The organism is Chitinophaga sp. (assembly GCF_019236475.1).
Lineage (GTDB): Bacteria > Bacteroidota > Bacteroidia > Chitinophagales > Chitinophagaceae > Chitinophaga.
In genome coordinates this window covers 96421-122645 of record NZ_JAFAIX010000006.1, presented here as the reverse complement: position 1 = coordinate 122645, position 26225 = coordinate 96421, and the positions used below count along the sequence as shown (strand labels likewise).

The following is a 26225-nucleotide window of genomic DNA, read 5'->3' as shown; positions in this document are numbered from 1 at the left end:
TTTGTTAGCAAGGCACTATGTATAACTACGCTTTCTTACATTTCAGGAGCGTATAATTCAGCCCCATCTGGTTATTTTCTTCTGCGATAACCAGTCCCGCATTGTGAATACACTGGAAGAAATCATCTGTGTGGTACATTTGACTATTTCCATTAGCCATAGCCGTGAAATACAGAGATGTTTGCTGCAGACAGAAAGCGGCGGATTTAAACTGCTGACGGTTCCAGAATGGTTCCAGGATATAGATGGTACCGTTATCATTCAATGCTTCACGGCAGCGGGAAAGGATAGATTCAATTTCCGCTTCGGAGAAGCAGTCCAGGAATTGGCTCATCCAGATGGCATCAAACCCTTTAGGGAATGGGATGCTCTCATCCAGGATATTGGCGATATGGAAATGTACGCGGTTTTCTACACCTGCATCCTTCATTTTTTGCTGCGCAATGCCCGCCTGACCTGGGAGGTCAAAAATGGTCACTTCCACATTAGGATCTTTTGCAGTGCAAGCCAATGCCCATTTACCGGTATTACCACCGATATCCAGCAGTTTCTTAGGTTTATTTTCAAATACGATATCCAGTGCCGCAGGCGTTGCGAGATCGGAATAATAGTGATCAAAGTCGAACCAGCTTTTACCTACCGCAGGAGGCAGCAAGGAAAGACCAGGATAGATGGTATCCCATGGTCCCAGTTCACGCAAACCAGCAGGTTTACCGGTTTCCAGACTTTCCTTCAGATGATACATGCCTTTATAGCAGATATCTTGGGTAAAGTCCATATTAATGCGGGTTAACTCATCGTGTAAAATGAAGTATCCGGTTTTAGTCAGGGTGTATTTCTTATCATTTACAATAATCAGTTCCATACCTAAACCCGCTTCCAGCAATACTCTGACAGCATATCTATTCATTTTGGTTTGCTCCATGATATCCTCAATGGTGATACCTTGTGATCTGCTGTTGCTGATAGCTGTTAAAATACCCATATCGCGCAGCGCCCTTGTAGCCTGAAAAGCAACTGGAGCGAAGGCGAGCCATAACGCGGCTTCCTTGGCTTGTAATGCTGTTTTTGTTTCTTTATTAAACACGACAATGATTAAATGTAGCTGATGTTCGGGATCGTTGTAGGCCGCTGCATTCAGCTGATTAAACTAAAAACCATGGCGGCATTGCATCCTCCGAATCCTGATACTGTTTTAAGCAGGTGCGTAGCTTGCGTGTGCGTAATGGCGTTACTAATATTTACTGGCATGGTGACGCCAGGAGTTTCAAAATTCTTTGTGGGTAACACGACCCCGTTTTTCAGCGCCTGCATACTGATGATCGCTTCAATCAGACCCGCAGCGCCAAGGGTATGGCCGTAATATCCTTTCAGGCTATTCACTGGCTTATCTGCCAGTCCTGCATGATGCAAGGCTTTCGCCTCCATTTCATCATTGTAAAGCGTGGCCGTACCATGTGCAGATACAAAGCCGATATCTTCCGGTTGCAGCCCAGTCCCCGACATAGCCAGTTTCATGGCAGCAGCCAGTTCTTCACCAGTGCGAGAAGGTCCGGAAATATGGTTGGCGTCATTGCTGACAGCCCCATTTCCCAACACAAATGCACCTGCTTGGGCAGGATCAATTGTCAGTATCACCGTAGCAGCGCCCTCTCCCAACGAAACGCCGGAGCGGTGGGCATCAAACGGCTTACAAGGGCCTGCACTCACTGCTTGGAACGACTGAAAGCCGGAAAGTACAAAACGTGTCAGCACATCTGCTCCCGTCACAATCACATGGTCGTATATACCTGCCTGAATGAGTCGCTTACCGGTCAGGATGGCTAACAATCCTGAAATACAGGCACTGCTGACAACCACCGGCTCATTAACGATACCAAAATGGTCTGCAATTTTCCTGGCAGTAGCCCCAAGTTGCATTTGCTGCACTGGAATTTCCGCAGGCATTTCTGGCAACTCGTGGGTATCTCCGCAGGCAGCTACTGCCTGGGCTTTCTCCACACTTTGTTCCAATAGCTCAATGTTTCCTTTGGTAGTGGATACAATCAATCCAGTACGAGCATTGCGCGGGTTTATACGCGTTTGCTGCAACGCATCCGCAATAGATACGAGCAGCAATCGTTCAAATTTCGTGTATTCATTTGCGTTATACTGCCCAGCATAGGATTCAAGCTGACCGGGGGCCAGCATGGCAGCATAAAACGGAGCAGCGGCATAGGCTGCGTTGTCATGCAGTCGGATGCCACTATTACCCTGCAACACCTGTTCGAAATTCTGAAGGGTAGTACTGCCCAGTGGACTCACAATATTATCAGCGGCAACAAAAACCTTTTGCATAGTACCCTATTAAATCAGCCCCTGTTCCTTTTTCCAATTACTGAAAAAAGGAGGCATAGTAAGTTGCAGCGTGGAGGACTCCTTATCCAGGAACACCTGAACGGAGGAACCTTTCGCTACCACTTCACCAGTGGCTGCATTGGTAAGAATGTATTCAAATTTCATTTTCGCCGCCATATCGTCGATGTAGGTGGTGTGAACCAAAACCTTATCACCATAACGAAGGGGGCGCTTATAATCACACTGGATATTGACCACCGGGACGGTAAATCCTTCGGCAGCAATATCCAGGTAACGAAGTCCGTATTTTTCACCGAAAGCCTCTCTTCCGTCTTCAAAATACTGCACATAATTTCCATGCCATACAATCCCCAACGGATCACAGTCATTAAATCTGATTGTTATGGTGGTGCTCTCGGTTAAACTCATTATTGATTATCCTTTCTTTTTCGCTTTTTTAGGAGCTGCCGGACCTTCTGCTACGGCAGTTTTTCCTGTCTTTTTAGGCTGTTCTGGCTCTTCTACTGGGTCTTTCGCATCTGCATATTTCGCCTGGATTTTTTTGTAGTCGCCATCAAAATTATCCAGTACTTTATAAACAGTATAAGCCCAATAGTTGCGGAAACCAAAGCCTTGGGCCTTGCCGTCCATGCGTTCGGTCATCAGCACACGTTTTGCGCCCATATCAATGATGGTAACATACATGGAGGCCGACTTTTCCGACTTGCTCATCCCATCCATTACCAAAAGTACGCCGATTCCCTTTTTTCCGTCGAAATTGAAGTTTTTTACCAATTTCGCAACATCCTCAGGGGTAAGTCTGTGGAAATCATTTGCGTTATCGGATTTAAGTGTTTCGGAACTGGTGGTAAGATTGTGTTTATTTACCAGGGAGATGTCGTAGGTGACATTTTTGTGTCGGAGAGACCCGGGTACATCGTACTTCTTGGGTTCATTAACGATCACCTGGTTGATCCCTGCAAAGTGACGGTTGATCACATCGGTAGCATCTACGCCGGCGTCGGCGATTACGCGCGCCTGTGTGAAATCGACACCCAGCCAGGTGAAGGAAGAATCCTGATTATCGAGGAAATTCTTCAGTTTTTGTGCCTGAACGGCTGACAAACAGCAAGTCAGCATCAAGGTTGCTACCAGAAAAATTCTACTGGTTTTCATGATGATTAAAATTTAGGGGTTGATGAATATTTTCAGTTCGCACTGAGCCATCACCTTATCCTGATACATCACTTTTGCATTCACCATAGTAGCATTGAAAACTTCTGCTCCTATCACTGTTGTAGTTTCGATGGTAGCTCCGGCGGGAGGTAATTCGAATATTTCAAAGTCTTTTACGGCCCCGATAAAGCCCAATGGTACAGGGGTATTATTCTGTTTGGAAATATAGCCGATACGAGCAGCGGCTGTCTGCGCCATATTTTCCATCAGTCCGGGTGCAGTGAAATGTCCATCTTGTACGAAAATATTATCCTCCGCAATGTGCAGGGCAGTACGGGTAGAGGGGCCCTCTACTTCAAGGATTCCGCTGACCATTACAATAGGTGTGCGTTGCGGAATATAAGCGGTAATATCGTCTGTATGAATAAACATCTTCACAAGTTATTGTATAAAAAGAAATACGAAGTAAATAGAATTATACGAATTTATTAACAGTAAAAACCCGGAAAATACATTGACGGTAAACCTTGGCTTTATTCCTCCCAGAAGTCGAAATAGTTAAACCATTGTTCCGGGTATTTCCGGATCATTTGTTCCATATGGGCCACAAAATCATTCAATGCCGCCGGCTGTTCCTTACGACCTGTATAGACCTTAGGCGGGGTGGCATAAAAATGATAATGGGTAGCGGATTCCTTGAAAGCAAAAACTGCGGAAACAGGCACCCTGAAAGTGGATGCCAGCAGGAATGGGCCCAGCGGAAACTGTGCAGGTGATCCTAGGAGATTGGCTGTCATGGTCTTATTGCCAGGCAGAAACCTATCCGCATGCATACATACCAGTTCCTGGTTGCTTAATGCTTCATTGATGGCGTAAATATGTGAAAGGTCATCCTTCAAGACGATGATATTCACATTCCTGCCCCCAGTGACCGCTGCCAGGTACGCTTTGATACGCTCATGTTCTCCATCGAACATCACAATGTTGATGCGTGTCTCTAACCTTTTGAACAAATGACCGGCCACTTCCCAATTGCCCAGGTGCGCACTGAGGAGAATACCTCCTTTGCCACCTGTGACCATCTCCCTCAAATGCGTTTCTCCATCGAAATCAAAGGTGAATTTATTGGCCATATCAGCCATCACCACCACCTTATCAATCAATGTTTGTCCAAAGATATAGTAATTCCGGTACAGGCTGACGAGGGAACGCAGCCTGCCATACCCTGCTTTTGTATGGAAATATTTGTAAATGGGCCTGGAAGAACTCCAGGAGAAAAGAAAATAATATGCGGCCACAAACCGTAACAGGAAATAAGCAGGATATACGCCTCCATACCGCAATATGGCAATGAATATACTGTATCCCAGCTTATTTCCTTTCGACTTTCCCTGCCAGGACGGCATTACACGAGTTCTTTTTGCTGAATACGAGCAGTTACATAATTGTAAAAATCCTGGAAAGTGACTATGCTTTGAAAGTCTTCAGGTTTTACTTTAAAACCAAAATTATCTTCTATCACTACTACCATGTCAATATAGTCCAGACTATCAAGGTCCAGGGTAGCTTTCAGATTCGCTTCCGGTTTAATATCTTCGAGGTTAGCTTCAAATTCCTCGACCAAAAATTTGTTTGTGACAGTTATTACGTCTTTGAGTTCCATAAATTGTATAAACAGATATAGGTTGATTAATAATTATCAATGGTTACCAACCAAGCCTGTAAAATCTTCAATTAATCGTCCGACGCCAAAGTTAAGAATATATTGGAAGTTACACACAAAGGGGTACATATGAACAGGCTCCCTGTCATTGCGGGCAACGAAATTATACTCTAAATCGGCTAGTATCAATTACTTTCCGTCCCATCCCTTCACGATTAAAGAGGAATTTGTTCCCCCAAATCCAAAGGAATTTGACAAAAATATATTAAATTTTTTATTAATCGTATTAGTGATAATGTTCAGTTTGGCGGCATCATCATCCGGATTCTCCAGGTTGATATTTGGGGCAATGAATCCGTTCTGGTGCATCAGCATGGAATACACGATTTCACTGGCTCCTGCCATCCAGCACTCATGGCCTGTCATGGATTTGGTGGAGCTCACAGGAATATTTCCTCCGAAAACTTCATAAATAGCTTTGGCTTCGCTGGCATCGCCTGCTGGAGTACTTGTAGCATGCGCATTGATATATTCAATATCTTTTGCCTGCATACCTGCATCCTGCAGGGCAATCTGCAAGCTCCTTACAGGTCCGTCTACTGTTGGATTGGAGATATGCGCGCCATTGGAGGAATATCCATACCCTAGTACTTCGCCCAGGATAGTGGCGCCTCTTCTTTGTGCGGATTCCAAACTTTCCAAGATAACAGTGGCAGCGCCGCCGCTGGGCACTAGTCCGTCCCGATCGCGGTCAAACGGACGAGAAGCTTTAGTAGGGTCGCTTTCGCGGGTGGAGAAGGCAGCAATCGCATCGAAATTGCCCATAGAGTAAACATTCACTTCTTGGGCCCCTCCGCAGATAACTGCATCCTGCATACCACTACGGATAAACATATATCCTAAGCCTATCGCATGAGAACCACTGGCGCATGCTGCGCTGATAGTGAAATTCACGCCACGCAGCTTGAAAATAGTAGCCAAGTTCATGGTCACCGTAGAATTCATGGTCTGAAACACGGAACCAGAACCTACCAGCATGGTATCTTTTTTCTCCCGCATGATATCAGTCGCTTCAACCACAGGTTTGGCGGAACTATCATTACCATATAACAATCCTACAGGAGTCCTGTCTATATAATCAGGGTCCATATTCGCCTGGGCCAGCGCCTCGCGGGTGGCCATATAGGCAAATTCAGCCTGTTCAGGCATCATCAGCCTGGCACGTCTGTCCAGCAATCCTTTCAATTCAGGACGCTGCACATATCCTGTAAGCCCCGAACGATAGCCAAATGCTTTCCTTTCAGGGTCCAGTATAATACCGGATTTGCCTTTGTATAATGAATCTCGCACCTCCTCCAGGTTTTTGCCAATGCAGGAGTAGATTCCCATTCCAGTGATCACAACTCTGTTCATAATACCAGCGGTTAACTTTTGTTTGGGATTTTTATCAGGTGTACAAACCACCGTTGATACTCAATACTTCCCCGGTGATATAACCAGCATCCTTAGACGCAAAGAACGCCACAGCGGCTGCTACTTCTTCTGCAGTGCCGAAGCGGTTCATTGGAACCTGGGCTGCCAGTTCTTTTTCATTCAGTTCGGCAGTCATATCCGTTTTGATGAATCCCGGTGCAACGGCGTTTACGGTAACTCCCCGTTTGGCAATTTCTTGTGCAAGGGCTTTGGTGGCGCCAATTACACCTGCTTTCGCGGCTGAATAGTTGGTCTGTCCGGCCAAGCCTTTGATACCAGACAAAGATACCATATTTATAATACGTCCGTAACGTTTCATCAGCATGCTACTCAGCACTTGCTTTGTCACGTGATAGAAGCCATTCAAGCTGATGTTCAGTACATTATTCCACTGTGCCTCGCTCATCATGAACATCAGGCCATCCTCACGGATACCGGCATTGTTCACGAGTACTTCAATCTGATCTTCTTTATGTGATTCTATCCAGGTTCCCAGCACCTGTTTTACGTCTTCGGCGTCTCCTACATTAAATTGTAGCAGCTCACCCGTACTGCCGGCGGTTTTCACGGCCTCCAGGGTTTCCTGGGCGGCCGCTTCATTGCCTTTATAATTGATCAGAACATGGTATCCCAGTTCTGCCATTTTAATACATACTGCTCTTCCTATCCCTCTAGATCCACCGGTTATAAGCGCACATTTCATTGCTTAAACTATTTTATTTTCTACATCTGAACCGGCTGATTGGCCATCAGGTATTCTTTAATATGCTGTAGATCCTTGTATTTCGGACTGTCCTCAATAAATTTAGGGAAAATCGCCCGCACATCTGTGTATATTTTATGTGAGAACGCCGCCAGTCTTTCATGACAATTCAGATAATCCACCGCTTGTAACATGGTCATTACATGAATGGCCAACACTTCGTAGGTATTGGCAATTACCCTGCCAGCCATCAGCGCGGCATTGCAACCCATGCTCACAATATCCTGGTTATCATTATTGTTAGGAATAGAATGTACATACATTGGGAAAGACAACGTTTGGTTTTCCGCAACAGTTGAGGTAGCGGTAAACTGAACACCCTGCATACCGAAGTTAAAGCCCAGCTTGCCCAAATTCATGAATGGAGGGAATTTGTGATTCAACTTCTCATTCATCAGGTAGTTCAACTGACGCTCTGATAACATGGATAATTTGGTAATGGCAATTTTAATCTTGTCCATTTCCAGGGAAACATAATCTCCATGGAAGTTACCACCATGAAATACGTTCTCCAATTTATGATCTACCACTGGGTTATCGCTCACAGAGTTCAACTCCTGTACTACCAGTTGCTCCGCCTGTTTCAGCGTATCATATACTGGTCCGAGGATCTGTGGCACGCAACGGAGGGAATAATATTCTTGTACTTTATCCTTGAAGATTTCTTCTTCCAGTTCTTTGTAAAGATGATCAGGACGATGACGTACCATCTTACTACCTACCAACACTTCGCGCATGATGGCAGCCACTTTGTTCTGACCTTCATGTTTTTTAACAGCATTGAGTTCGGCAGACAAATGATCATCGAATGCTTCCACAATCTCATTGATCATCGCGGAAATGGTAACAGACCATGCGAGCAGTCTTTTCGCCTCAATGAGGTTTACTAGACCAACGCCTGTCATGGCAGATGTTCCATTAATGATCGCCAAACCTTCTCTCACATGGATACCGATTGGTTTGAGTCCAAGTCTTGCAAACACCTCGCTGGTGGATTGTAATTTGTCTTCATACCAAACTTCTCCTTCTCCAATCAACACTAACGCTAGGTGTGCCAACTGTATGAGATCACCACTAGCGCCAACGCCACCATGCTCAAATACGCAAGGGTAAACGTTTTTATTAATCAGGTCTCTCAGCAAATGCACTACCTCAGGATGAATACCAGAATGCGCTTGCATAAAACTGCTCAGACGCGCAATCATCAAACCTTTAGTATGTATTGGAGACATCAATTTCCCAGAACCGGAACTATGGCTGCGAATCAGATTATACTGTAGCTGGAAGGTATCCTCATCACTGATGCGATACTGTGCCATAGGGCCAAATCCGGTATTAATACCATATATCAGTTTTTTTGCGGAGAACTTTTTCAGGAATTCGAAACTGGCTTCCACTTGTTGTAAAGCCGCTGCTTCCAGTACCAGCTCCTCACCATTGTAAAGAACGTTGTACACTTCTTCCAGAGACAGTGCTTTACTTCCTATTGCAACCATGGTTACTATTAAATTAAATTTATTGTTTATGTAAAAAAGTGCTCAAAAATAGCATAAAGCCGGATTTATCCAAATATTTAAACGACTCCGTTCTTAAAATGCGGATAACTACGGTTGGCGGTTTCTACGTGCATGAAAGGTATCAACCTTCCTCTATTGATTGCATAGGCGGAACTACCATGACTTTATCGATACGATGGGCATCCATGTCTACTATTTCAAATGTAAACCCTCTCCAGGTAAACTTCTCCGCCACTTTAGGAATATGCTCCAAATGATGTAGAATGAACCCGGCCAGGGTATCAAAATCCTGCTCAAATTCGTTCATCCATTCCTCTTTATCAAATTCCGCGAGAAAATCATAGAAAGGAATCTGTGCATCCACTAAATAACTTCCATCATCTCTCAGCGTCATTTCATAATCGTCATATTCTTCTGTTTCAGGCATATCCCCTACTATGGCTTCAAGGATATCATTCAGGGTAATCATACCCAAGAATGTACCATACTCATCCACTATAAATGCAGCATGGATGTGCGTTTCCTTAAACTTTTCAAGTACCTGGTAGGCGGTATTATTTTCCGGAACGAACAATGGCTTCTTCATAATCTGTGCCAGGGTAAAGGATTTTCCAGACACGGCATACAAATCTTTAATGGAAACCACTCCTTTCAACGCGTCTACTTCTCCATCACACACCGGATACACAGAGTGCATACTCTCATGAATCTTAGGCTGATAAATGCCTGGCGGCTCATTGATATCCAGCCAGGTAATATCTGTACGATGCGTCATCAGGGAGGTAATATTTCTATCGCCCAGATGAAACACCCTTTCTATAATTTCCTGCTCTTGCTCTTCAATAGCACCGGAAGTAGTACCCTCATTGATGATGGCTTTGATCTCTTCCTCCGTTACATGTGTTTCAGCAGAACGCAGGTTGAATATTTTAACCAATACATTGGTGGAGGCGCTCAGCAACCAAATGAACGGCCAGGTCAACCAGGACAGAAATGTCATCGGGCTAGCCACGCTCTTGGCGATGGCCTCCGGTTTGGCCATGGCAATGCGTTTGGGCACCAACTCCCCCAATACCAGGGAGAAATAAGTGATGACCACTACGATCAGAATAGTGGCCAACGGGCCACTGTAAGGCTGTAATACAGAAATATTGTTGAGCCAGGCCACCACATCTGTTTTGATGTTTTCGCCTGAGTAAATACCGGTAAGGATACCGATAAGTGTGATGCCGATTTGGATGGTTGACAAGAACCTATCCGGATTGTTGGCCAGCTTCAAAGCTGCCTTTGCTTTTTCATCCCCCTTATTGGCCAGGTGCTCCAACCTTATTTTACGGGCGGATACCAATGCTATCTCCGACATCGAGAATAGGCCATTGAGTATAATGAGGATGATGATTATGACGACTTCCATGATATAAAGTCTAAAAATAATTAATTATTCAAATATCAGGGTAATAAAAGCCAGGACCAGTCCTAACGCTATGGCTAGCACTTTCTTCTTGCTCAGTTCGTGGTGTTTGGTGCCACTTTCATAGAAAATGGTCGTAGAAATATGTAAAAATGCTCCGATCACCAGCGCTACCAGATATATTAAATAATGTGATACGACCTCAGAACGATTTCCCAACCATCCTGCCAAAACTGCGGCCAATGGGGTTACCAGGGCAAAAATGATGAGGATTTCCCAAAGTTGCCTCCGGGTTTTGTGCGCGTGAATCATTACGGTCATCAATGTGAGTGCCTCGGGGAGTTTGTGGGCAGCCACCCCCAACATCAAGGAAGGTAAGGCCGACTGATCTTCATACTTGAAGCCCAGTGGTATCCCCTCCATAAATGCGTGTATGGACAATCCCAGCAATAACGGCACTACGGCGATATGGTGATGATGAATTTCCGTAGGAATATGCGAATGCCCGTGCTCCATACCGTGCGACAATTGCTGCAGAAAAACCTGCAGGAAGAATCCCAATACGATATAAATACCGGCAGTATGCCCCAGATCGTGGAAAACTTCCGGTAGCAAATGCATAATGGTTACACCGAAGAGAAAAGCCCCGGTAAACGCCAGCAGATAAATAGTGAAATTGGCGCTGATACGTCTTACCGTCATCGGGATCACTCCCCCGGCAATTGTTGCAGCCAATACCAGTATCAGATAGTTCCAGTTCATGATGTTATTTCAGGTTCCAGTCTTATGCGACGCTTGAAAAAGCTACCGCTCAGCAACCCGATAAGTGCGCCCATCACTGCCCCTCCGAATACATCCAGAGGATAGTGTACACCCACGTATACCTGCGCATAAGCAATGGATGCCGCCCACAGGTAAAACAGCCAGGTGTAACGGCCGAAAGCTGATTTTAAAGTTAAGAAACAAAATGTAGCCAGTGCAAAATGATTGGCAGCATGGTTGGAGGTGAAACTGCCACTCATTGGGCAATACACCACCAGCACCCTGGCATAATGAGATACTATCGGATCTCGACAAGGCCTTATCCTCCCAAAATATTCTTTCAAGAAAAGGCTCGCCTGATCGGATAGCGCAAACGTCAACAGGAAAAAAACGATCCAGAAAAATCCCCTCCAGCCATAGTTAATCGTAATGAACAATGCCAGGAATAAGTATAGGGGCGCCCACATAAACGGTTCCCGTAGCATGGGCATAATCACATCCAGCACGGAGTTATGCCACATGCCATTGATATGAAAAAATAACCATAGATCGCCACGAAGTAGGTGCTCTAGCATGGCTTTGATTTTGTAGCGATAATGATCAGTCGCGGTGAGCGCTGGGCATCATAGCTGTTAAAATGATAATCTCCGAATATATCTGTGATCTCCAGCCCCTGATGTGCAAACATCTCCTCAAAATCTTCCTTGGTGAATGCATTCACACTCTCGGTGTACTGTAGTCTCCTCATCTTCTCCTGATCCAGGATATTGATTTCTTTGATGAACTTTTTATCTTTCAGTTCCCGTCGAATATCAAATACCACTGAATCTTTATCTTTTACTTCTGCACTTACCAGGTGTTCCGCTACATAATTACTATTCAAGTAATCCAGCACCAGCTTACCTCCTGGCTTCAAGGCATTTTTCAACGTACGCAGGGCATTATCGTTATCCCGTTGGGTATCAAAATAACCGAAGCTGGTGAAGAAGTTAAATACGACATCAAAAAAATTAACGCGGAAGGGTAAACGCATATCATGCTGGAAAAAACTCAGATGTGCGTTTTCCAGTTTTTTTGCTGCATTGATACTCTCTGTAGAGAGGTCAATGCCGGTTACATAATACCCTTTGTCTGCCAAATATTTGGCATGACGGCCTTTCCCACAGGCCACATCCAGCATCTCTGCATCGCTTGCGGGGTGCAGGTATGCCAGCAGTTTATCAATAAAAGCAGCTGCTTCCTTTTCATCACGATTGCTATACAGCAGGTGATAATAAGGAGAATTGAACCAATCTTTAAACCATGATTTTTCTGCTTCCACTGATCTCTATTATTTTTTATTGTTAAACAGTAAATATCGTGTGCTTTGATAATAGCCACGTGTTAAATTATCTAAATATTTTGCGGTATCAGGCTGTTGGGAGATGATGTTCCGCTGTGGATCTACTTTCAGATCATACAGCGCGGTCGCATTGGTGACCCTGTTCACCTCGTACAGATACTGATCTCCCATCAAGGCGTAATAGTTCTGCTGATTACGCATATAGGTCATGAAGGTATATTTTCCTTTCACAACGGTACTATCAAACAGGTCTTGCCCCATGGTATAGTTATTATAAGGCATACCCACCATACCAGCTACTGTTGGATATACATCCACGAGATTGGCCGGAGTGGTGTTGACCTGACCGCCAGTAATATGTTTCGGACTATACATGAAAGCCGTCACATGTACGCCTCCGGTAGTCATTTCATACTCTGGCAGTGGCATAAAGGTGTATGGATTCAGAATACAGTTATGATCTCCGAAGAATACGAAGATCGTATTATCGAGATAGCCGTCTTTCCGCGCCATATCGATCAAATGACCTACGTTATAGTCTTCATAACGAAGGGCATTAAACTGATCTATAGATACAAATCCAGATTTATCGAATTTTGCCTGATCAATATCTTTCTTCTCCAACTTTTTGAAGTCGCCCGCACCTTGGGTGGTAGTATAAGGCGGGTGGTTATCTGCTAGTTGCAGGAAGGCTACGAACGGCTGTTTCTTATCATTATTTTCTTTGAAAACGGCACTAGCGGCATTCACCAGGTCATAATCTGAAATCCCCCATACATCTGCTTTCGGCGCATCGTAATCCCCTTCTTCATAAATCTTGATACCTTCCACATTGTTAGTAAATACCGCGCGGATATTAGCCCAATTGGTATTACCGCCGAGGAGATAATATTTCTTATAGCCTTTGAACTGATCCATGACGATACGCTGATCCAGCATTTTCGGATGGCGACTCGCAGTACGCACGAGGGTTACATCTGGCAGACCTGTGGTAACGCCAAATACTGTTCTGGCGGTACTTATCGCCGGAACATAGAAGTTCTTGAAGAGTATACCGCTATCGGCTAAACGTTGCATGTTTGGCGTAGCCTTCATCGGGTTGCCATACATGCTGGTAGGGGCCGCTCCGGTAGATTCCAGCATTACCAGAACTATATTCAGCTTAGGTTTGGTGCTATCGCCGGCGTGGCTACGTTTATAGTCCAGTGTATTTACGTCCGGATGGTTTACACCGAGATAGGCGGCGGTAGCCTCGTAATATTTTTTAGTTTCGGGTAGGTCGAAGGTGTCTTCGTTCACGCTTAAATTAGACATGAAATACAGCACAGGGCTCAATCCCAAACTAGTCACGCCATTGTCGCGGGTGAACATAGCCTGGCTCCAGCGCAGCGGGAAATAGGCGAAATTACCATAGATACCGGCTGCTGTCAGGAGGATCAGGGCGGAAGTCCAACCGATAAAAGTTCCTTTAGTTAATAACTTCACTGGTTCTGCAGCAAAGTGTTTCCAGATAGCCTTTTGGAGGCGTACAGCCAGGAACATGAATACCGCAATAGCGAGGATGCCGCGTACTACAGGGTAGCTTTGCCATACCATCCGGGCATTGTCTGCGCGTTCTCCTTTAGCGAGGAAGCGGAGTACAGAGGGATCTAGGCGGATGCCCAGGTAGTCATAATGTCCGAGATCGAGGATATATAATAAGGTGAGACCCAGGTACAAAATAAAGAAATAGATAAAATTAGCCCGGCGTATAGCCTTTGACGTGAAGAAGCCATTGCGCCAGATTAATGTGACAATCAGCACTGGGGCTATAAGTATTAATGTAAGACGCAGATCAAATTTAACGCCCAGGTACCACGCTTTTCGGATGATGACGCTGTCTGTGATGGTGGTCTTGAAAAAGAACAGGTAAAAGATCACTCTGAAGAGGACCGTCAGCAGGAAAAGGCACAGTGTCTGAACAAACACATAACGAATATACCGGGGTATACCCTTCCATAAGTTTTGCATGTAACGTATAGCCGTTTTTTTAAAAGCGTAGCTGCAAATATAATATAAGTTGGCAGATAAGCGGGTTTAACAAAACCTTATAAAGGATTGGGCATCATAATTTACTAATTAGGAAATCTGGAACGGTTTTTTTTATATTTGCCTTCCTTAAAAAACAGATACTTGTGGCACTGATCAAATCGATATCCGGAATACGCGGAACCATAGGCGGCAGGCCCGGTGAGGGACTTTCTCCACTAGACGTAGTAAAATTTACGGCAGCGTACGGCACCTGGCTGTGCAGGAATACAGAAAACCGGAAGGTGGTAATTGGCCGTGATGGCCGTATCTCCGGCGAAATGGTAAAAAATCTCGTTGTTTCCACCTTAACAGGTCTGGGAATTGACGTGGTAGACCTTGGTTTATCCACTACCCCTACGGTAGAAATCGCTGTAAAAATGGAAAATGCTGCGGGCGGGATTATCCTTACCGCCAGTCACAATCCAAAAGAATGGAATGCCCTGAAATTGCTGAACAGCGAAGGGGAATTCATTTCTGGTGAAGACGGAGCCACTCTCCTGGAAATTGCTGCCAGCGAAGATTTTAACTTTGCCGACGTAACCAAACTGGGTACTTATACCCAGGATGATTCCTATCTGCAAAAACACATCGACCTGATTGTAAACTATCCATTGGTAGATGTTCCAGCTATCAGAGAACGTAATTTCAAAGTAGTAGTAGATGCCGTTAACTCTACTGGGGCTATCTTCGTTCCTGCCCTGCTTAAAGCCCTGGGCGTAGAACAAGTAGATGTACTGTTCGGTGAAGTAAACGGTAAATTCAGCCATAATCCGGAACCATTACCGGAAAACCTGACTGCACTTTCTAATGAAGTAAATAAAACCAAGGCTGACCTGGGAATCGCTGTAGATCCAGACGTAGACCGTCTGTGCTTCGTATGCGAAGATGGCAGCATGTTTGGCGAAGAATATACCCTCGTAGCAGTGTCCGACTATGTGCTGTCTAAGCGCAAGGGCAATACTGTTTCCAACCTTTCTTCCACCCGTGCCCTGAAGGATGTTACCTTGAAACATGGCGGTACTTACGCCCCTTCTGCAGTGGGTGAAGTAAACGTGGTGAAGAAAATGAAAGAAGTACAAGCGGTAATCGGTGGTGAAGGAAATGGTGGTATCATCGTTCCAGATCTGCATTACGGCCGCGATGCCCTCATCGGCATTGGTCTCTTCCTCAGCCATCTGGCCCACAGTAAGAAAAGCATCAAAGCGCTCCGCAATAGCTATCCTGACTATTTTATCTCCAAAAATAAAATTGAGCTGGATAAAGGAGTAGATGTGCAAACGATCTTCGGTAAAATCAAGGATAAATACAAAAATCAACCGGTTAACACCGAAGACGGTCTGAAAATCGAGTTCGAAACAGATTGGGTACATCTTCGTACTTCCAATACCGAACCTATTATTCGCATTTACGCTGAATCTCAGAACGAGACGACAGCCGATAATATCGCTAAGAGAATTATGCAGGATATCAAAGAATTCATGCATTAATTCCGCTGGAAGGTTTACTTCCTGCTATGTATTTTCTAACGTATCAAGAGCCGAAATTGACGTCTGCGACGTTAATTTCGGCTCTTGATCTTTTTTATTGTCCCTGCCCTGCGGGCAGGGACAACAGGCAGGGACTGACCAACACGGTTTTGTCTCCATCACCTACCCTTTTTAGTCAGCCCCAGGCAGGAGATGTGCTTAATGTACCCGGTAAGACAGCCCAACATTTACGGTAGTTGGCGAACCAGGGAAGATACCTCCCCAGAAATCATATCGATGCGTAAAGTAACGCTCATTCAATAGATTGTTGGCAGTCACGCTAACACCCCAGTTTTTCCAATTGTAATTCAGGGAGAGATTTAACAAATTATAAGACGGGATGGCGCCATTGCTGCCATCTGCGGAAGGTGCTTCTGTATTAGCGCCGTCATTGTATTGCTTACCTGTAAAGGTATTCCAGAGATTCGCCATTAGTACACCTGCTCCAATTGGCGTTTGATAACGGGCGCCTACTGTCAACATTTGTTGAGGAGCGTAAGGCAATAAATTACCTTTAAAAGCACCTTCTTCAAAAGTAGCACGCTGAATAGCGCCAATGGTATATAAACGCATTCCCTTGAATGGAATTATGTTCAGCTCAAATTCAACACCTCTGTGCAAAGCCTTGCCAGCATTGGAGTAAACGCCACCTTCTTCTGTGAGTTTGTGATTAAAATCCAGGATATAGCCGCTTAAACTCAGATCCAGCCAGTTGAACGGATTGGTTCGGATACCAATTTCATAGTTGTTGGAAGTTTCGGCACCCAGACTATTCCCGTTTTTAACTGTTCCAGGGTCCAGTGCCGCATAAAGTACTGGCGGGTTATAACCTTTAGATGCATTGGCATACACCCGGAATCTGTCCATTGGTTTATATAATAACCCGAATGAATATACGAGAACGTTGGTTTCGGTAGACAACTGCTGCCCGGACATATAATCATGCTGTCCATAATTAATGGCGGTGTACCTTAAGCCTGGTGTAAAACTGAATTTATCCGAGAAGTGGATTTCATTCTGGATATAACCTTCCATTACATTGGTAGGAATGGTGGTATTGAAAGTAGTTTTCCCCACATGTTGCAGCGGATCATCGCCGAGTACCTTTATGCTGTTCGTCTGATCCCCCAGGTATTTCAAACCTACAATTAACGCGTTGTCAAATCCCAGCAGTTTATTAGTACGATTATATTCCAATACGGCGCCGCCGGTAAATATATCTCTCAGATCGCCAAGGATGGAGCTTTGTTTTCTTTGGGTATCATACCACCAGTTACGTTTGTAATAGTTCGCAAACACAGACAGGGAAAGGTTATTATTCGCGTCAATGGTCTTTTTATAGGTGATAGCAGTGGAATATCGTTGTGCAAAAAAGATGTCAAAAGGATTCACACTCTGCCTGTAATTCTCTTTGTATTGTTGTTCAGACAGTCCGCCTGGAGTTTCCGCGTCTTCCGTATATACATTTCCTGAAACAGACAATTCATTGGTCGAATCAATTTTTGTACCCACTCGGAAAGTAACATCATTGGTATTAAAAGCGGACCTGCTAGTACGGAACCCATCACCCTGGCGGCAGTTGTAATTCACATAATAGTTGAATTTACCATTATCCCCGTAAGCAGAAACGTTTGCATTCAGGTAACGATAACTACCAGCTTCTATGCTGGCTTCCGCATTAGGTTGTCCTTGTCCTTTCTTCGTAATCAGGTTGATAACACCACCAATGGAACCTGCACCATACAGCACTGGAGAGGCGCCTTTAATCACTTCAATCCTTTCCAGGGAAGCAATGGGCAACATGTAATAAGCACCCAATTGGCCATAACTCTGGCCCAGCGGGATTTTACCATCTACCAACACCACCACGTACCCATTCCTTCCCGGATCGAGTCCGCGAAGACCGATACCTGGTTTGAGTCCACGTCCATCCTCATCCTGATAGTTGGCTCCAGGGATCAAGCGGATCGCGTCTCCCACCGACTGAATACCCAATTCCTGGATTTGTTGATGGTTAATAATATTGACCGTGCTGGCAATATTTTTAATCTTATTATGGATACCGTTGGAAGTAACGGTCACATTCTGTAAGGAGATGTTCCAAAGGCTATCTTCGGAAGGTTTTTTCTCTTTGGCTGATCCGGGTTGTTGTGCATTTCCACTGATATAAGAACCGAAGGTCATCAGGGAAATCAAGCAAACATAAATCCATGCTTTCATAATCAAATAGGCGCTTTAACAGCGCACAAAATTAGAAGGAGCAGAAAAGATTATTTACTCGAATGCGGAAAAACCAGATTTTAAAAGTATTATTTAAAATATATATTACTTTCTTTAAATCAAGATTTTATCTATAATACAATCTATCAAATCGGGAAAAACTAATTTATCATCAAAGCCTACCGACTCTGTTCTGCTTACAGAATAAGTATAGTTATAAACATCAAAGGTCCCGGGAATCCCGGGACCTTTGATGTTTTATTGAAACGTTGATGTCGTTTTAGATAATCTCTTTCAGTTTGGCAATCACTTTATCTACTTCTGCTTTGGTATTGTATTTAGAGAAGGAGAAGCGTACAGCAATCTGATTAGGATTGTTGTTGATAGCCTGGATCACGTGAGATCCTGCGTTGGCGCCGGAAGTGCAAGCACTACCGCCGGAAGCACAGATACCGTTGATATCCAAGTTGAAGAGGATCATTTCAGTTTTCTCCGTTTTAGGGAATGAAACATTTAATACGGTGTAAAGGCTGCGGCCTTTCAGATCACCGTTGAATCCTACTCCAGGGATATGCTGTAGCAACTGTTCAACCATGTACATACGTACATCATTGATATGTTTGCTATGTTCTTCTTGTTGAGCAGTGGCCAGTTCCAGCGCTTTGGCAAAACCGATGATACCATACAGGTTCTCGGTACCGGCACGCATGTTACGTTCTTGGCTACCACCTTGGAGAAATGGCGTGATTTTCACGTTTTCGTTGATGTACAAAATACCAACACCTTTAGGGCCATGGAATTTATGACCGGCGCCGGTAATGAAATGTACAGGCGTATTGCGCAGGTCAAATGGATAGTGACCTACTGTCTGTACAGTGTCCGAATGGAAAATAGCGTCAAACTCTTTGCAGAGGGCGCCTACTGCGTGGATATCCAGCAGGTTGCCAATTTCGTTGTTGGCGTGCATTAAAGTCACCAGGGATCTTTCTTTAGAACCGGCGAGTAATTCGCGGAGGCTTTCCAGATCCACATGTCCGTTAGGCAACAGCTTTACGTAAGACAGCTTCACCCCTTCATGGTGCAGATGTTCTACGGTATGCAGGGTAGCATGGTGCTCAATAGGAGAAGAGATGATGTGTTTACATCCCAGATCTCTAATAGCTGCATTGATAGCAGTGTTGCTGGCTTCAGTACCACCAGAGGTAAAGAAAATCTCACCTGGGTGGGCATTCAGGATTTTAGCTACTGACTTGCGTGCGTTTTCGATTCCCAGCCGGGACTCCCTACCATAAGAGTAAATAGAAGAAGGGTTTCCGAACTTCTCCGTCATGTAGGGCAGCATAGCTTCCAAAACTGCTGGGTCCAGCGACGTGGTGGCTGCGTTGTCAAAATATATTCTTTCCAATGCGATGGTTTTTGAAAAAAAGAATAATAATGGTGGTTTCAAAAAAACAGGGCAAAGGTCCGAAAAAAATACGAATTACGAATTTTTGTTGATGACGTCATAGAACCGGTCGCGGTACCCGTCACTAATGGGAATGGACTGATTGGCAATCATCACGGTATTCTTTTCCACCGAGTTGATTTTATTCAGGCTCACCAGGTACGAACGGTGTACCCGAATAAATTTATCTGCTGGCAACCTGGTCTCGAAAGATTTGAGGCTGCGGAGCGTCAATACGGGCTGGACCTGCGTATAAATCTTGGTGTAATCCTTTAAGGCTTCGATGAAAAGGATGTCTTCCAGATTTATCTTAATTATTTTATATTCTGTTTTGATAAATATGTAATCATTTAACCAAGCAGCTTCCACTACAGGGCTAGATTTTTGTTGGTTGGCAGACATTAGCTCCCTGGCCTTCCCGGCTGCTTTCAGAAAACGTTCGAAGGGAACGGGTTTCAGGAGATAATCTACCACATCCAAGTTAAACCCATCCAGGGCATATTCTCCATAAGCAGTGGTAAAAACTACCATAGGCGGATGTTTGAGGGATTTCAAGAACTGTATACCGGTAATATCAGGCATTTTGATATCCAAGAATACCAGGTCTACTGGTTCATCTTGCAGGTATCGCAGCGCAGTAGCTGCATTTTCGAATTTACCTTCCAGCGACAGGAAAGGGACTTTCCGGATATAATCCTCGATGATTTCCAGGGCCAGAGGCTCATCGTCTACCGCAATACACTTGATCATTTTTTCAAGAACAGTTTAAGATCAACAATAAATTCACTACCGGCATCCTGGATATCCAGGGCATAGTCTTCGGGATAAAGCAATTCCAGTCTTTTGGTTACGTTCTGCAATCCTATACCGCCTCTCTCCGCCACTCGCTCTTTAAAGTGGCTGTTTTTAACAATTAGTCGGATCATATTTTCATCAATCGAAATATCAATGTGAATGAATGACTCTTCTGCATAGCTAATCCCATGCTTGAAGGCATTCTCTACAAACGGCACTAGCAACATCGGCTCTATTAATAAGGTGCCGGGGGCCCCGCTTACATTATAAACTATATCTATATCCTTGGGAAGACGTAATTTTTGAATGTCTATATAATCTTGTAGGTACCGTAATTCGTGTTCTAGCATCACTTTGGCTTCATTGGACTCATAGATCATATAACGCATGATGGTCGATAGCTTCAGGATAGCATGTTCCGTCTGTTCCGAATGTTTATGCGCCAGGGAATAGATAGTGTTTAGACAGTTAAAAAGGAAGTGAGGATTAATCTGTGACTTTAAAAATTTTAACTCGGCATTTAATTTCTCTACTTTCAGCTCTTCTCGTTGTTTCTCACTCTTAAACCATTCCTGCGCAATCTTTATAAAACCGCTCATAAATAACATGAGCAAAGCAAAAAATCCCGATCGTCTTAATACCTCGGGAAACAATAGATATTCCCAGAAACTTGGCCTAACACCCCCCATACCCAACATTCTCATTCTTCTGGGAATGGGTATTAAACTGTCAGGATCCGAAATCATTTGATGAATAACAGGAGGCCCTGGATGCAATGCCGGAATCACTTCTTCTACCACTTGATGAAATGGCGGCGGTGTTCCCACTTGTATTTTAAACGAAGGGCTAGCACCAGAAGTTACTACCTGCTCATTCAATTTTTTATCTGCTCGAAAAGCCACTGCTGACGCGGCATGCATACGCGGACCAAATACGTAATAATCCAACGATACTTGCTGCAAGGTGATAAATACAATCAACAATATAATACTGCTGAGATAAACGGCGATTTTCTTCTGGTTGAAAAACTTCGGTATCAGTACGTAAATATTCAGATAAAATAACCCGATCAATATAAGGTTATCCACTAGCTCTTTCACGAAAAAACCAGGATGCAAGATCTTTATCCGATATATAAAAAAAGGCATGAACAGAAAGCATGTCCACGCTAATACGTGCAGGCTGATAATGAACGGACGATACCTCGTTAGCTGTTTTAAGTTAAGCATCTTCTAAACGATGCGATAAACTTAGTAAGGATCTGGATATACTAGTGTTAAAATGTGTTAATCGAGTACATACAATATGTTAAAATAAAATATCCAATTAAAATACTCTTAAAGATTCCTTAAAATCTATTAAACATGGCGTTCTCCGCCTATGCTCAAAATAAAAAACTGAACTTGACGTCTGCGACGTCAAGTTCAGTTTTTTTCATTTTTTTCGTTGTTCCTGCCCGATGGGCAGGAACAACAGACAATAGATTTCTGTTTATCAGTAATTAATCTGTAACGATTTTAAATCTGCTTCACTGATGGAAGGAATTTTATGATGGGTGAGTTTTGTCACCACCATATTTCCTACACGCAGCGCATCATCTTTTGATGTAAAAGGTCTGTTGCCTGGAAGTCCGGGAATAGCATCCTGGTAAATGTAGGTTTTCCCCTCTACGACTACCTTGTATCCCCAGCCATCTTGCACCTGGAAAGGCTCTGCCACGACAGACAACATATCATCCTGTTTGGATTCCGTATGTTTTGCGAAACGCCAGGCAACTACTGCCAGCAATACCATGAAGCTGGCAAATAGTAGATAATTACGCTTAGTCATTGGGATTGTATTGTGCAGTTGGATCAAATTCCCGCATATCATCAAATGGTTGGCTGGAGCTGGTTCCCAGTACTAAGAATCCACGATCATTCACCGTAAAGCCGGTAGCATAGCTGCGTGCCGCACCTTCAAAATCTGTTTTCTGTACCCACAGATCAGTGGTAGGATCGTATTCCCATACAGCGGTAGACAATCCGCTTTTTATACCGGTAGCGATGTAACCTTTTCCTTTCATAGCAAATGATGCAGCGGCATAACCAGCGAAGTTGTAAGCATCATCATAGCTTTGATCAGATACATTGGCAATAGGACGTAATTGTATCCACGCGGACGAATCTGCATCATAAGCATAGAAGTCAGTTACATTCGTACCATTAGCAGTACCCATGCACACATAGGCTCTGTTACCGATCACAAAAACAGAAGCATCTGTTCTCTTTCCGGTATTGATACTCAGTGCTTGTGTCCAAGTATTGCTGGTTGGGTCATATTTCCAGTTATCTTTCAGCCAGTTACCATCATAACCAGTAGCAATGTATCCTTGGTCTTTTAATGCGAATCCAACAGCGCCATAACGTGCAGTTCCGGCGAAATCGGCCTTACGGGTCCAGGCATTAGCAGTTGGATCGTATTGATAGAAATCGCTCAATTTATTCAGGCCATCATAACCGGTACCAATATATCCTTTACCGAGTGCAGCGAAGCCAGTGGCGTTATTACGACCCACACCAGGGAACATGGCTTTCTGCGTCCATTGATTCAGGTTAACATCATATACCCAAAAGTCCTGCAGCCTGTTCGTACCATCGTAACCGGTACCCACGTAGGCTAAATTATTAATCACAAATGATGCGGCAGCGCTTCTGGCCACCCCTTCAAATTCAGAACGCTTGATCCAGTTACCCAGTTTGGAGGTAGATGTACTGTCCTTGGAACAAGAAGCCAACACCGAGGCGATCAATAATAAACTATAACTTTTGAAATTACGCATTTGCATATCCTTTTTAACAGCGCCAAAATTATCCGCAGTAACATTCCGTCAAACAGGAAATAGATCGTCGCCCGTTTTTACGGGATAAATCCCTGTTTTTTATCTGCCAGCAGTAATCTTTGGGGTGATAAGTCCGCTAGGGCCGCTATTGGCGGCACATGGAACGGATGTTCCTGTTCGTCGATAAAATTCCCCTATTGGCATATTACAGCTCAAGTAAGTATCGATCCTGTCTAAAATTGCGCACTATGAATTATAAAAGGGATCATTTCATTTACAGGATCTTTCGTTTTCCGCTAACGGGTATCCTGGCTATAGTGCTACTGATAGCAACATTATCTTCCTGTCAGAAAGCAGGATTTACTTACGACAATATCATTGCTAGTAATCAGAATACAGATTATATCCTGAGTGATACCCTCACGGTACAAATGCAGAGTGTCCAGTATGATTCCGTTCCTACTTCCGGCGCTGGCAATGCCCTCGTAGGTCAGAATACAGACCCGCTCTTTGGTAAAATCACCGCCGGTACCTACTTCCAGATTGCAGCACCTCCTACCCTGGATATCCCGGAATTCGGCGCTACCTACGATTCTATGGTGCTGGTGATGAAACCCAATGGATATGCTGTTGGCGATACTACCATCCAACAGGATTTCCGCATTTACCGCGTACAACAAACCATTCAGCCGGCTACCAACTATATCAATATTTACAACAACAATACTTTCCAGACGGAAACCACACCTTTAGCTTCGTTTACCGGCATCCTCCGACCTAAAACGGATAATGTTATCAGGATACCAATGTCAGACGCACTGGGCGCACAACTGTTTGAAATGATACGCAGCAAAAGCGCGGATATCAGCACTTCTGCTACCTGGTTACAATTCTTTAAAGGGCTGAATATTGAAGCCGGTCCTACTAGTAAAACAGTAACCGGTTTCCTGGCAAACGATAGCTCCCTCTATATGCGACTGTATTATCATATTAATGAGGCGATTACAACAGTTAAATATGCTGATTTCAAGATGACGGCTCCTACCCTTCAGTTTAACCATGTGGCGTATGACCGCTCAGGTACTGCTATTAGTCCCCTGAGCCATACTGCGCCTACACTGTCGTCTTCCAGCACTGGCAATGCAACATATATGCAGCCTATAACGGGATTGGTTACACGTATTGATATCCCCTATCTAAAAAGCCTCCTACAACTAGGGAAATACTTCCAGCTTATGAAGGTCTTACTAACGGTAGAACCCATAGCTGGCAGCTATTCCAATTATCGGCTCCCACCACGGCTCGCACTCTGCCACATGGACGCCAATAACAAGATTACAGATACCCTTTCCTACGGCTCCCTGGTAATCGATAATATGTTCAACGAACATACTTTCTATCAGTACGATATCACTTCCTATTGTCAGACAGAACTTTCCACTACGGGATATACTACACGTGGACTGGCATTGACACCTAGTGCATCCGATGGCAAAATCACTTTGGACCGACTCGTATTGGGTGACAAACAAAATTCAGTCAATAAGTTAAAAATCCAGGTTTACTACATACTGTACAAATAGGACTACATAGTTACTCAACATGAGAATAAAGAAACAACATATACTTTGGGTGTTGATGCTGGGTGCGAACGTCGCAAAAGCGCAGCACGGGCTTAATTCCATTTACTCTGCCTTTGGTATCGGGGACCTTGAAACCAGGGATTACAGCCGCAACTATGGCCTGGGAAGCTCCGGCATCGGGCGGCGCCCAGTGGGTTACCTCAATGAATTGAACCCCGCTTCCTATAGCGGATTAGCGCCGCAAAACTTTATGATGGATGTGTCTATCGGCGCTACAAATGTTGGCTATACCGGCAATAACCTTTCCCAAAACGCCACCGATGTTAATTTCAAGCGACTGGCAATAGGCTTCAAGGCTTCAAAATTCTGGGGTATTGGTGCAGGGATTACGCCTTTCAGTAGCATGAACTTTAAATTGCTTAACAAACAATATATCACCGGAACCGGCGCTCCCGTAACTGGCACTATGGAAGGTACCGGCGGTTTAAACAGGGCTTATATCTCCAATGGGTTTCAGCTCTCCAAAAACTTCTCCGTTGGAGTTTCCACCGGGTTTTTGTTTGGTCCGCTGAATGTATCTCAAACAGTGGGCTCCGACTCTGTTGTTACGCAGAACAATGCATACACTTTCAAACCTAACTTCACCGCAGGTGGACAGTACACCGGTAAAATCGGGAAAAACTGGGTGCTGGGCTTGGGAGCTACCTATCGCTTCCAAACCACGATGAAGCTCCAGGAGAAAGTGAATATCGTTAACCAAGCCGAAACCGTGCTGTTCACAGAAGAACAGACCCCGCAGTACTTCAAGCTGCCCGCCGAAATGGGTGGTGGTATCTCCCTTAGTAATGGTACGGTTACCTGGGTGGCAGATTATCGTCAGCAGCAATGGAATGGCCTGCAAGACAAAGGTACCGGCTATTATTACCAGGACGGTCACCGCTATTCTACCGGTATTGAATACGCATTACAGAAGAAATACTATAACAGAACCTATGAAGGCATGACCTTCCAGGCAGGCTTCAGCTATACGCAGTCGCCGTTGGTGATCAATGGCACCGCCATTTCTGATAAGTCAGGCAGCATTGGATTTTCTGCTCCGAGCAAAAATGGACAACTCAGGTATTATATTGGCCTGGAAGCTGGACAACGAGGCACCAGCGCCAACGGCTTAATTAAAGAAAATTATATCAAAGCTGTCTTCAATTTCAGTTTGAGAGACATATGGTTCATCAAGCGAACGTATAATTAATTTCAACGCATCAAAAAAGGCAGCCCTGCGAATGGCTGCCTTTAATTTTTCACCAGGTACTGAACCCACAACA

At 44.4% G+C, this 26225-nt stretch carries 24 protein-coding genes; 3 read left to right on the top strand and 21 right to left on the bottom strand.

Going from position 1 to position 26225, the window contains the following annotated elements; translation table 11 throughout:
* Positions 1–25 precede the first annotated feature (25 nt).
* From JO154_RS09840 to JO154_RS09770, 15 genes are all read right to left on the bottom strand, one after another.
* Complete coding sequence (locus JO154_RS09840) at positions 26–1087, bottom strand: methyltransferase (RefSeq protein WP_291944491.1); 1062 nt, start codon at positions 1085–1087, stop codon at positions 26–28.
* Positions 1088–1137: 50 nt separating this feature from the next.
* Positions 1138–2337: a beta-ketoacyl synthase N-terminal-like domain-containing protein gene (locus JO154_RS09835; RefSeq protein WP_291944486.1), complete on the bottom strand. Its 1200-nt coding sequence runs from the start codon at positions 2335–2337 to the stop codon at positions 1138–1140.
* A gap of 9 nt (positions 2338–2346) precedes the next feature.
* Positions 2347–2766 (bottom strand): thioesterase family protein, encoded by a 420-nt coding sequence (locus JO154_RS09830; RefSeq protein ID WP_291944484.1) that lies wholly within the window; start codon positions 2764–2766, stop codon positions 2347–2349.
* Positions 2767–2772: 6 nt separating this feature from the next.
* Positions 2773–3513 (bottom strand): hypothetical protein, encoded by a 741-nt coding sequence (locus tag JO154_RS09825; protein ID WP_291944481.1) that lies wholly within the window; start codon positions 3511–3513, stop codon positions 2773–2775.
* A 12-nt stretch (positions 3514–3525) separates the two neighbouring features.
* Entirely contained in the window at positions 3526–3945 is a 420-nt protein-coding gene (locus JO154_RS09820; protein ID WP_291944737.1) for a 3-hydroxyacyl-ACP dehydratase, read from the bottom strand.
* A 101-nt stretch (positions 3946–4046) separates the two neighbouring features.
* Positions 4047–4919 carry a lipid A biosynthesis acyltransferase gene (locus JO154_RS09815; protein WP_291944478.1) on the bottom strand — a complete coding sequence of 291 codons (873 nt, stop codon included), beginning with the start codon at positions 4917–4919 and terminating at the stop codon, positions 4047–4049.
* The gene (locus JO154_RS09810) at positions 4919–5176 is read right to left on the bottom strand and encodes a phosphopantetheine-binding protein (protein ID WP_291944475.1); all 258 of its coding nucleotides are present in this window, start codon (positions 5174–5176) and stop codon (positions 4919–4921) included. Before JO154_RS09810 ends, JO154_RS09815 begins: the two co-directional genes overlap by 1 nt.
* Positions 5177–5365: 189 nt before the next feature.
* Positions 5366–6589, bottom strand: coding sequence for a beta-ketoacyl synthase (locus JO154_RS09805; RefSeq protein WP_291944472.1), 1224 nt, complete (start codon positions 6587–6589; stop codon positions 5366–5368).
* A gap of 34 nt (positions 6590–6623) precedes the next feature.
* Positions 6624–7352 (bottom strand): 3-oxoacyl-ACP reductase FabG, encoded by a 729-nt coding sequence (gene fabG, locus JO154_RS09800; protein WP_291944469.1) that lies wholly within the window; start codon positions 7350–7352, stop codon positions 6624–6626.
* 20 nt (positions 7353–7372) lie between these two features.
* Entirely contained in the window at positions 7373–8908 is a 1536-nt protein-coding gene (locus JO154_RS09795) for a histidine ammonia-lyase (protein WP_291944465.1), read from the bottom strand.
* A 142-nt stretch (positions 8909–9050) separates the two neighbouring features.
* Positions 9051–10343 (bottom strand): hemolysin family protein, encoded by a 1293-nt coding sequence (locus JO154_RS09790; RefSeq protein WP_291944462.1) that lies wholly within the window; start codon positions 10341–10343, stop codon positions 9051–9053.
* 24 nt (positions 10344–10367) lie between these two features.
* Complete coding sequence (locus JO154_RS09785; RefSeq protein WP_291944459.1) at positions 10368–11102, bottom strand: ZIP family metal transporter; 735 nt, start codon at positions 11100–11102, stop codon at positions 10368–10370.
* Positions 11099–11677: a phosphatase PAP2 family protein gene (locus JO154_RS09780; RefSeq protein ID WP_291944457.1), complete on the bottom strand. Its 579-nt coding sequence runs from the start codon at positions 11675–11677 to the stop codon at positions 11099–11101. Before JO154_RS09780 ends, JO154_RS09785 begins: the two co-directional genes overlap by 4 nt.
* Positions 11671–12423 carry a class I SAM-dependent methyltransferase gene (locus tag JO154_RS09775; protein ID WP_291944455.1) on the bottom strand — a complete coding sequence of 251 codons (753 nt, stop codon included), beginning with the start codon at positions 12421–12423 and terminating at the stop codon, positions 11671–11673. The genes JO154_RS09780 and JO154_RS09775 overlap by 7 nt, the downstream gene beginning before the upstream one ends.
* Positions 12424–12432: 9 nt before the next feature.
* Positions 12433–14454 (bottom strand): LTA synthase family protein, encoded by a 2022-nt coding sequence (locus JO154_RS09770; protein ID WP_291944452.1) that lies wholly within the window; start codon positions 14452–14454, stop codon positions 12433–12435.
* Between the two features lie 164 nt (positions 14455–14618).
* Between JO154_RS09770 and glmM the strand changes: the two genes are divergently transcribed.
* The gene (glmM, locus tag JO154_RS09765) at positions 14619–16001 is read left to right on the top strand and encodes a phosphoglucosamine mutase (RefSeq protein ID WP_291944450.1); all 1383 of its coding nucleotides are present in this window, start codon (positions 14619–14621) and stop codon (positions 15999–16001) included.
* Between the two features lie 198 nt (positions 16002–16199).
* Here glmM and JO154_RS09760 read toward each other — a convergent pair whose 3' ends face one another.
* The 6 genes from JO154_RS09760 to JO154_RS09735 form a co-directional block, all read right to left on the bottom strand.
* Positions 16200–18260: a TonB-dependent receptor gene (locus JO154_RS09760; RefSeq protein WP_291944447.1), complete on the bottom strand. Its 2061-nt coding sequence runs from the start codon at positions 18258–18260 to the stop codon at positions 16200–16202.
* A 280-nt stretch (positions 18261–18540) separates the two neighbouring features.
* Positions 18541–19665, bottom strand: coding sequence for a cysteine desulfurase family protein (locus JO154_RS09755; protein WP_291944444.1), 1125 nt, complete (start codon positions 19663–19665; stop codon positions 18541–18543).
* Positions 19666–19740: 75 nt separating this feature from the next.
* Positions 19741–20454 carry a LytTR family DNA-binding domain-containing protein gene (locus JO154_RS09750; protein WP_291944441.1) on the bottom strand — a complete coding sequence of 238 codons (714 nt, stop codon included), beginning with the start codon at positions 20452–20454 and terminating at the stop codon, positions 19741–19743.
* Positions 20451–21617 (bottom strand): histidine kinase, encoded by a 1167-nt coding sequence (locus tag JO154_RS09745; protein WP_291944438.1) that lies wholly within the window; start codon positions 21615–21617, stop codon positions 20451–20453. Before JO154_RS09745 ends, JO154_RS09750 begins: the two co-directional genes overlap by 4 nt.
* 376 nt (positions 21618–21993) lie before the next feature.
* Positions 21994–22329, bottom strand: coding sequence for a DUF4907 domain-containing protein (locus JO154_RS09740; RefSeq protein WP_291944435.1), 336 nt, complete (start codon positions 22327–22329; stop codon positions 21994–21996).
* Positions 22322–23320 carry a kelch repeat-containing protein gene (locus JO154_RS09735; protein ID WP_291944432.1) on the bottom strand — a complete coding sequence of 333 codons (999 nt, stop codon included), beginning with the start codon at positions 23318–23320 and terminating at the stop codon, positions 22322–22324. Before JO154_RS09735 ends, JO154_RS09740 begins: the two co-directional genes overlap by 8 nt.
* 248 nt (positions 23321–23568) lie before the next feature.
* Between JO154_RS09735 and JO154_RS09730 the strand changes: the two genes are divergently transcribed.
* Positions 23569–24903 carry a DUF4270 family protein gene (locus JO154_RS09730; RefSeq protein ID WP_291944429.1) on the top strand — a complete coding sequence of 445 codons (1335 nt, stop codon included), beginning with the start codon at positions 23569–23571 and terminating at the stop codon, positions 24901–24903.
* Between the two features lie 19 nt (positions 24904–24922).
* On the top strand, positions 24923–26152 hold the full coding sequence (locus JO154_RS09725) for a hypothetical protein (RefSeq protein WP_291944426.1): 1230 nt from the start codon (positions 24923–24925) through the stop codon (positions 26150–26152).
* The last annotated feature ends 73 nt before the right edge of the window (positions 26153–26225 follow it).

Coding starts and splice junctions, on each gene's coding strand:
- JO154_RS09835 (WP_291944486.1), bottom strand. CDS start 2,337: ATGCAAAAGGTTTTTGTTGCCGCTGATAATATTGTGAGTCCACTGGGC.
- JO154_RS09830 (WP_291944484.1), bottom strand. CDS start 2,766: ATGAGTTTAACCGAGAGCACCACCATAACAATCAGATTTAATGACTGT.
- JO154_RS09825 (WP_291944481.1), bottom strand. CDS start 3,513: ATGAAAACCAGTAGAATTTTTCTGGTAGCAACCTTGATGCTGACTTGC.
- JO154_RS09820 (WP_291944737.1), bottom strand. CDS start 3,945: ATGTTTATTCATACAGACGATATTACCGCTTATATTCCGCAACGCACA.
- JO154_RS09815 (WP_291944478.1), bottom strand. CDS start 4,919: ATGCCGTCCTGGCAGGGAAAGTCGAAAGGAAATAAGCTGGGATACAGT.
- JO154_RS09810 (WP_291944475.1), bottom strand. CDS start 5,176: ATGGAACTCAAAGACGTAATAACTGTCACAAACAAATTTTTGGTCGAG.
- JO154_RS09805 (WP_291944472.1), bottom strand. CDS start 6,589: ATGAACAGAGTTGTGATCACTGGAATGGGAATCTACTCCTGCATTGGC.
- fabG (WP_291944469.1), bottom strand. CDS start 7,352: ATGAAATGTGCGCTTATAACCGGTGGATCTAGAGGGATAGGAAGAGCA.
- JO154_RS09795 (WP_291944465.1), bottom strand. CDS start 8,908: ATGGTTGCAATAGGAAGTAAAGCACTGTCTCTGGAAGAAGTGTACAAC.
- JO154_RS09790 (WP_291944462.1), bottom strand. CDS start 10,343: ATGGAAGTCGTCATAATCATCATCCTCATTATACTCAATGGCCTATTC.
- JO154_RS09785 (WP_291944459.1), bottom strand. CDS start 11,102: ATGAACTGGAACTATCTGATACTGGTATTGGCTGCAACAATTGCCGGG.
- JO154_RS09780 (WP_291944457.1), bottom strand. CDS start 11,677: ATGCTAGAGCACCTACTTCGTGGCGATCTATGGTTATTTTTTCATATC.
- JO154_RS09770 (WP_291944452.1), bottom strand. CDS start 14,454: ATGCAAAACTTATGGAAGGGTATACCCCGGTATATTCGTTATGTGTTT.
- JO154_RS09760 (WP_291944447.1), bottom strand. CDS start 18,260: ATGAAAGCATGGATTTATGTTTGCTTGATTTCCCTGATGACCTTCGGT.
- JO154_RS09750 (WP_291944441.1), bottom strand. CDS start 20,454: ATGATCAAGTGTATTGCGGTAGACGATGAGCCTCTGGCCCTGGAAATC.
- JO154_RS09740 (WP_291944435.1), bottom strand. CDS start 22,329: ATGACTAAGCGTAATTATCTACTATTTGCCAGCTTCATGGTATTGCTG.
- JO154_RS09735 (WP_291944432.1), bottom strand. CDS start 23,320: ATGCGTAATTTCAAAAGTTATAGTTTATTATTGATCGCCTCGGTGTTG.
- JO154_RS09730 (WP_291944429.1), top strand. CDS start 23,569: ATGAATTATAAAAGGGATCATTTCATTTACAGGATCTTTCGTTTTCCG.
- JO154_RS09725 (WP_291944426.1), top strand. CDS start 24,923: ATGAGAATAAAGAAACAACATATACTTTGGGTGTTGATGCTGGGTGCG.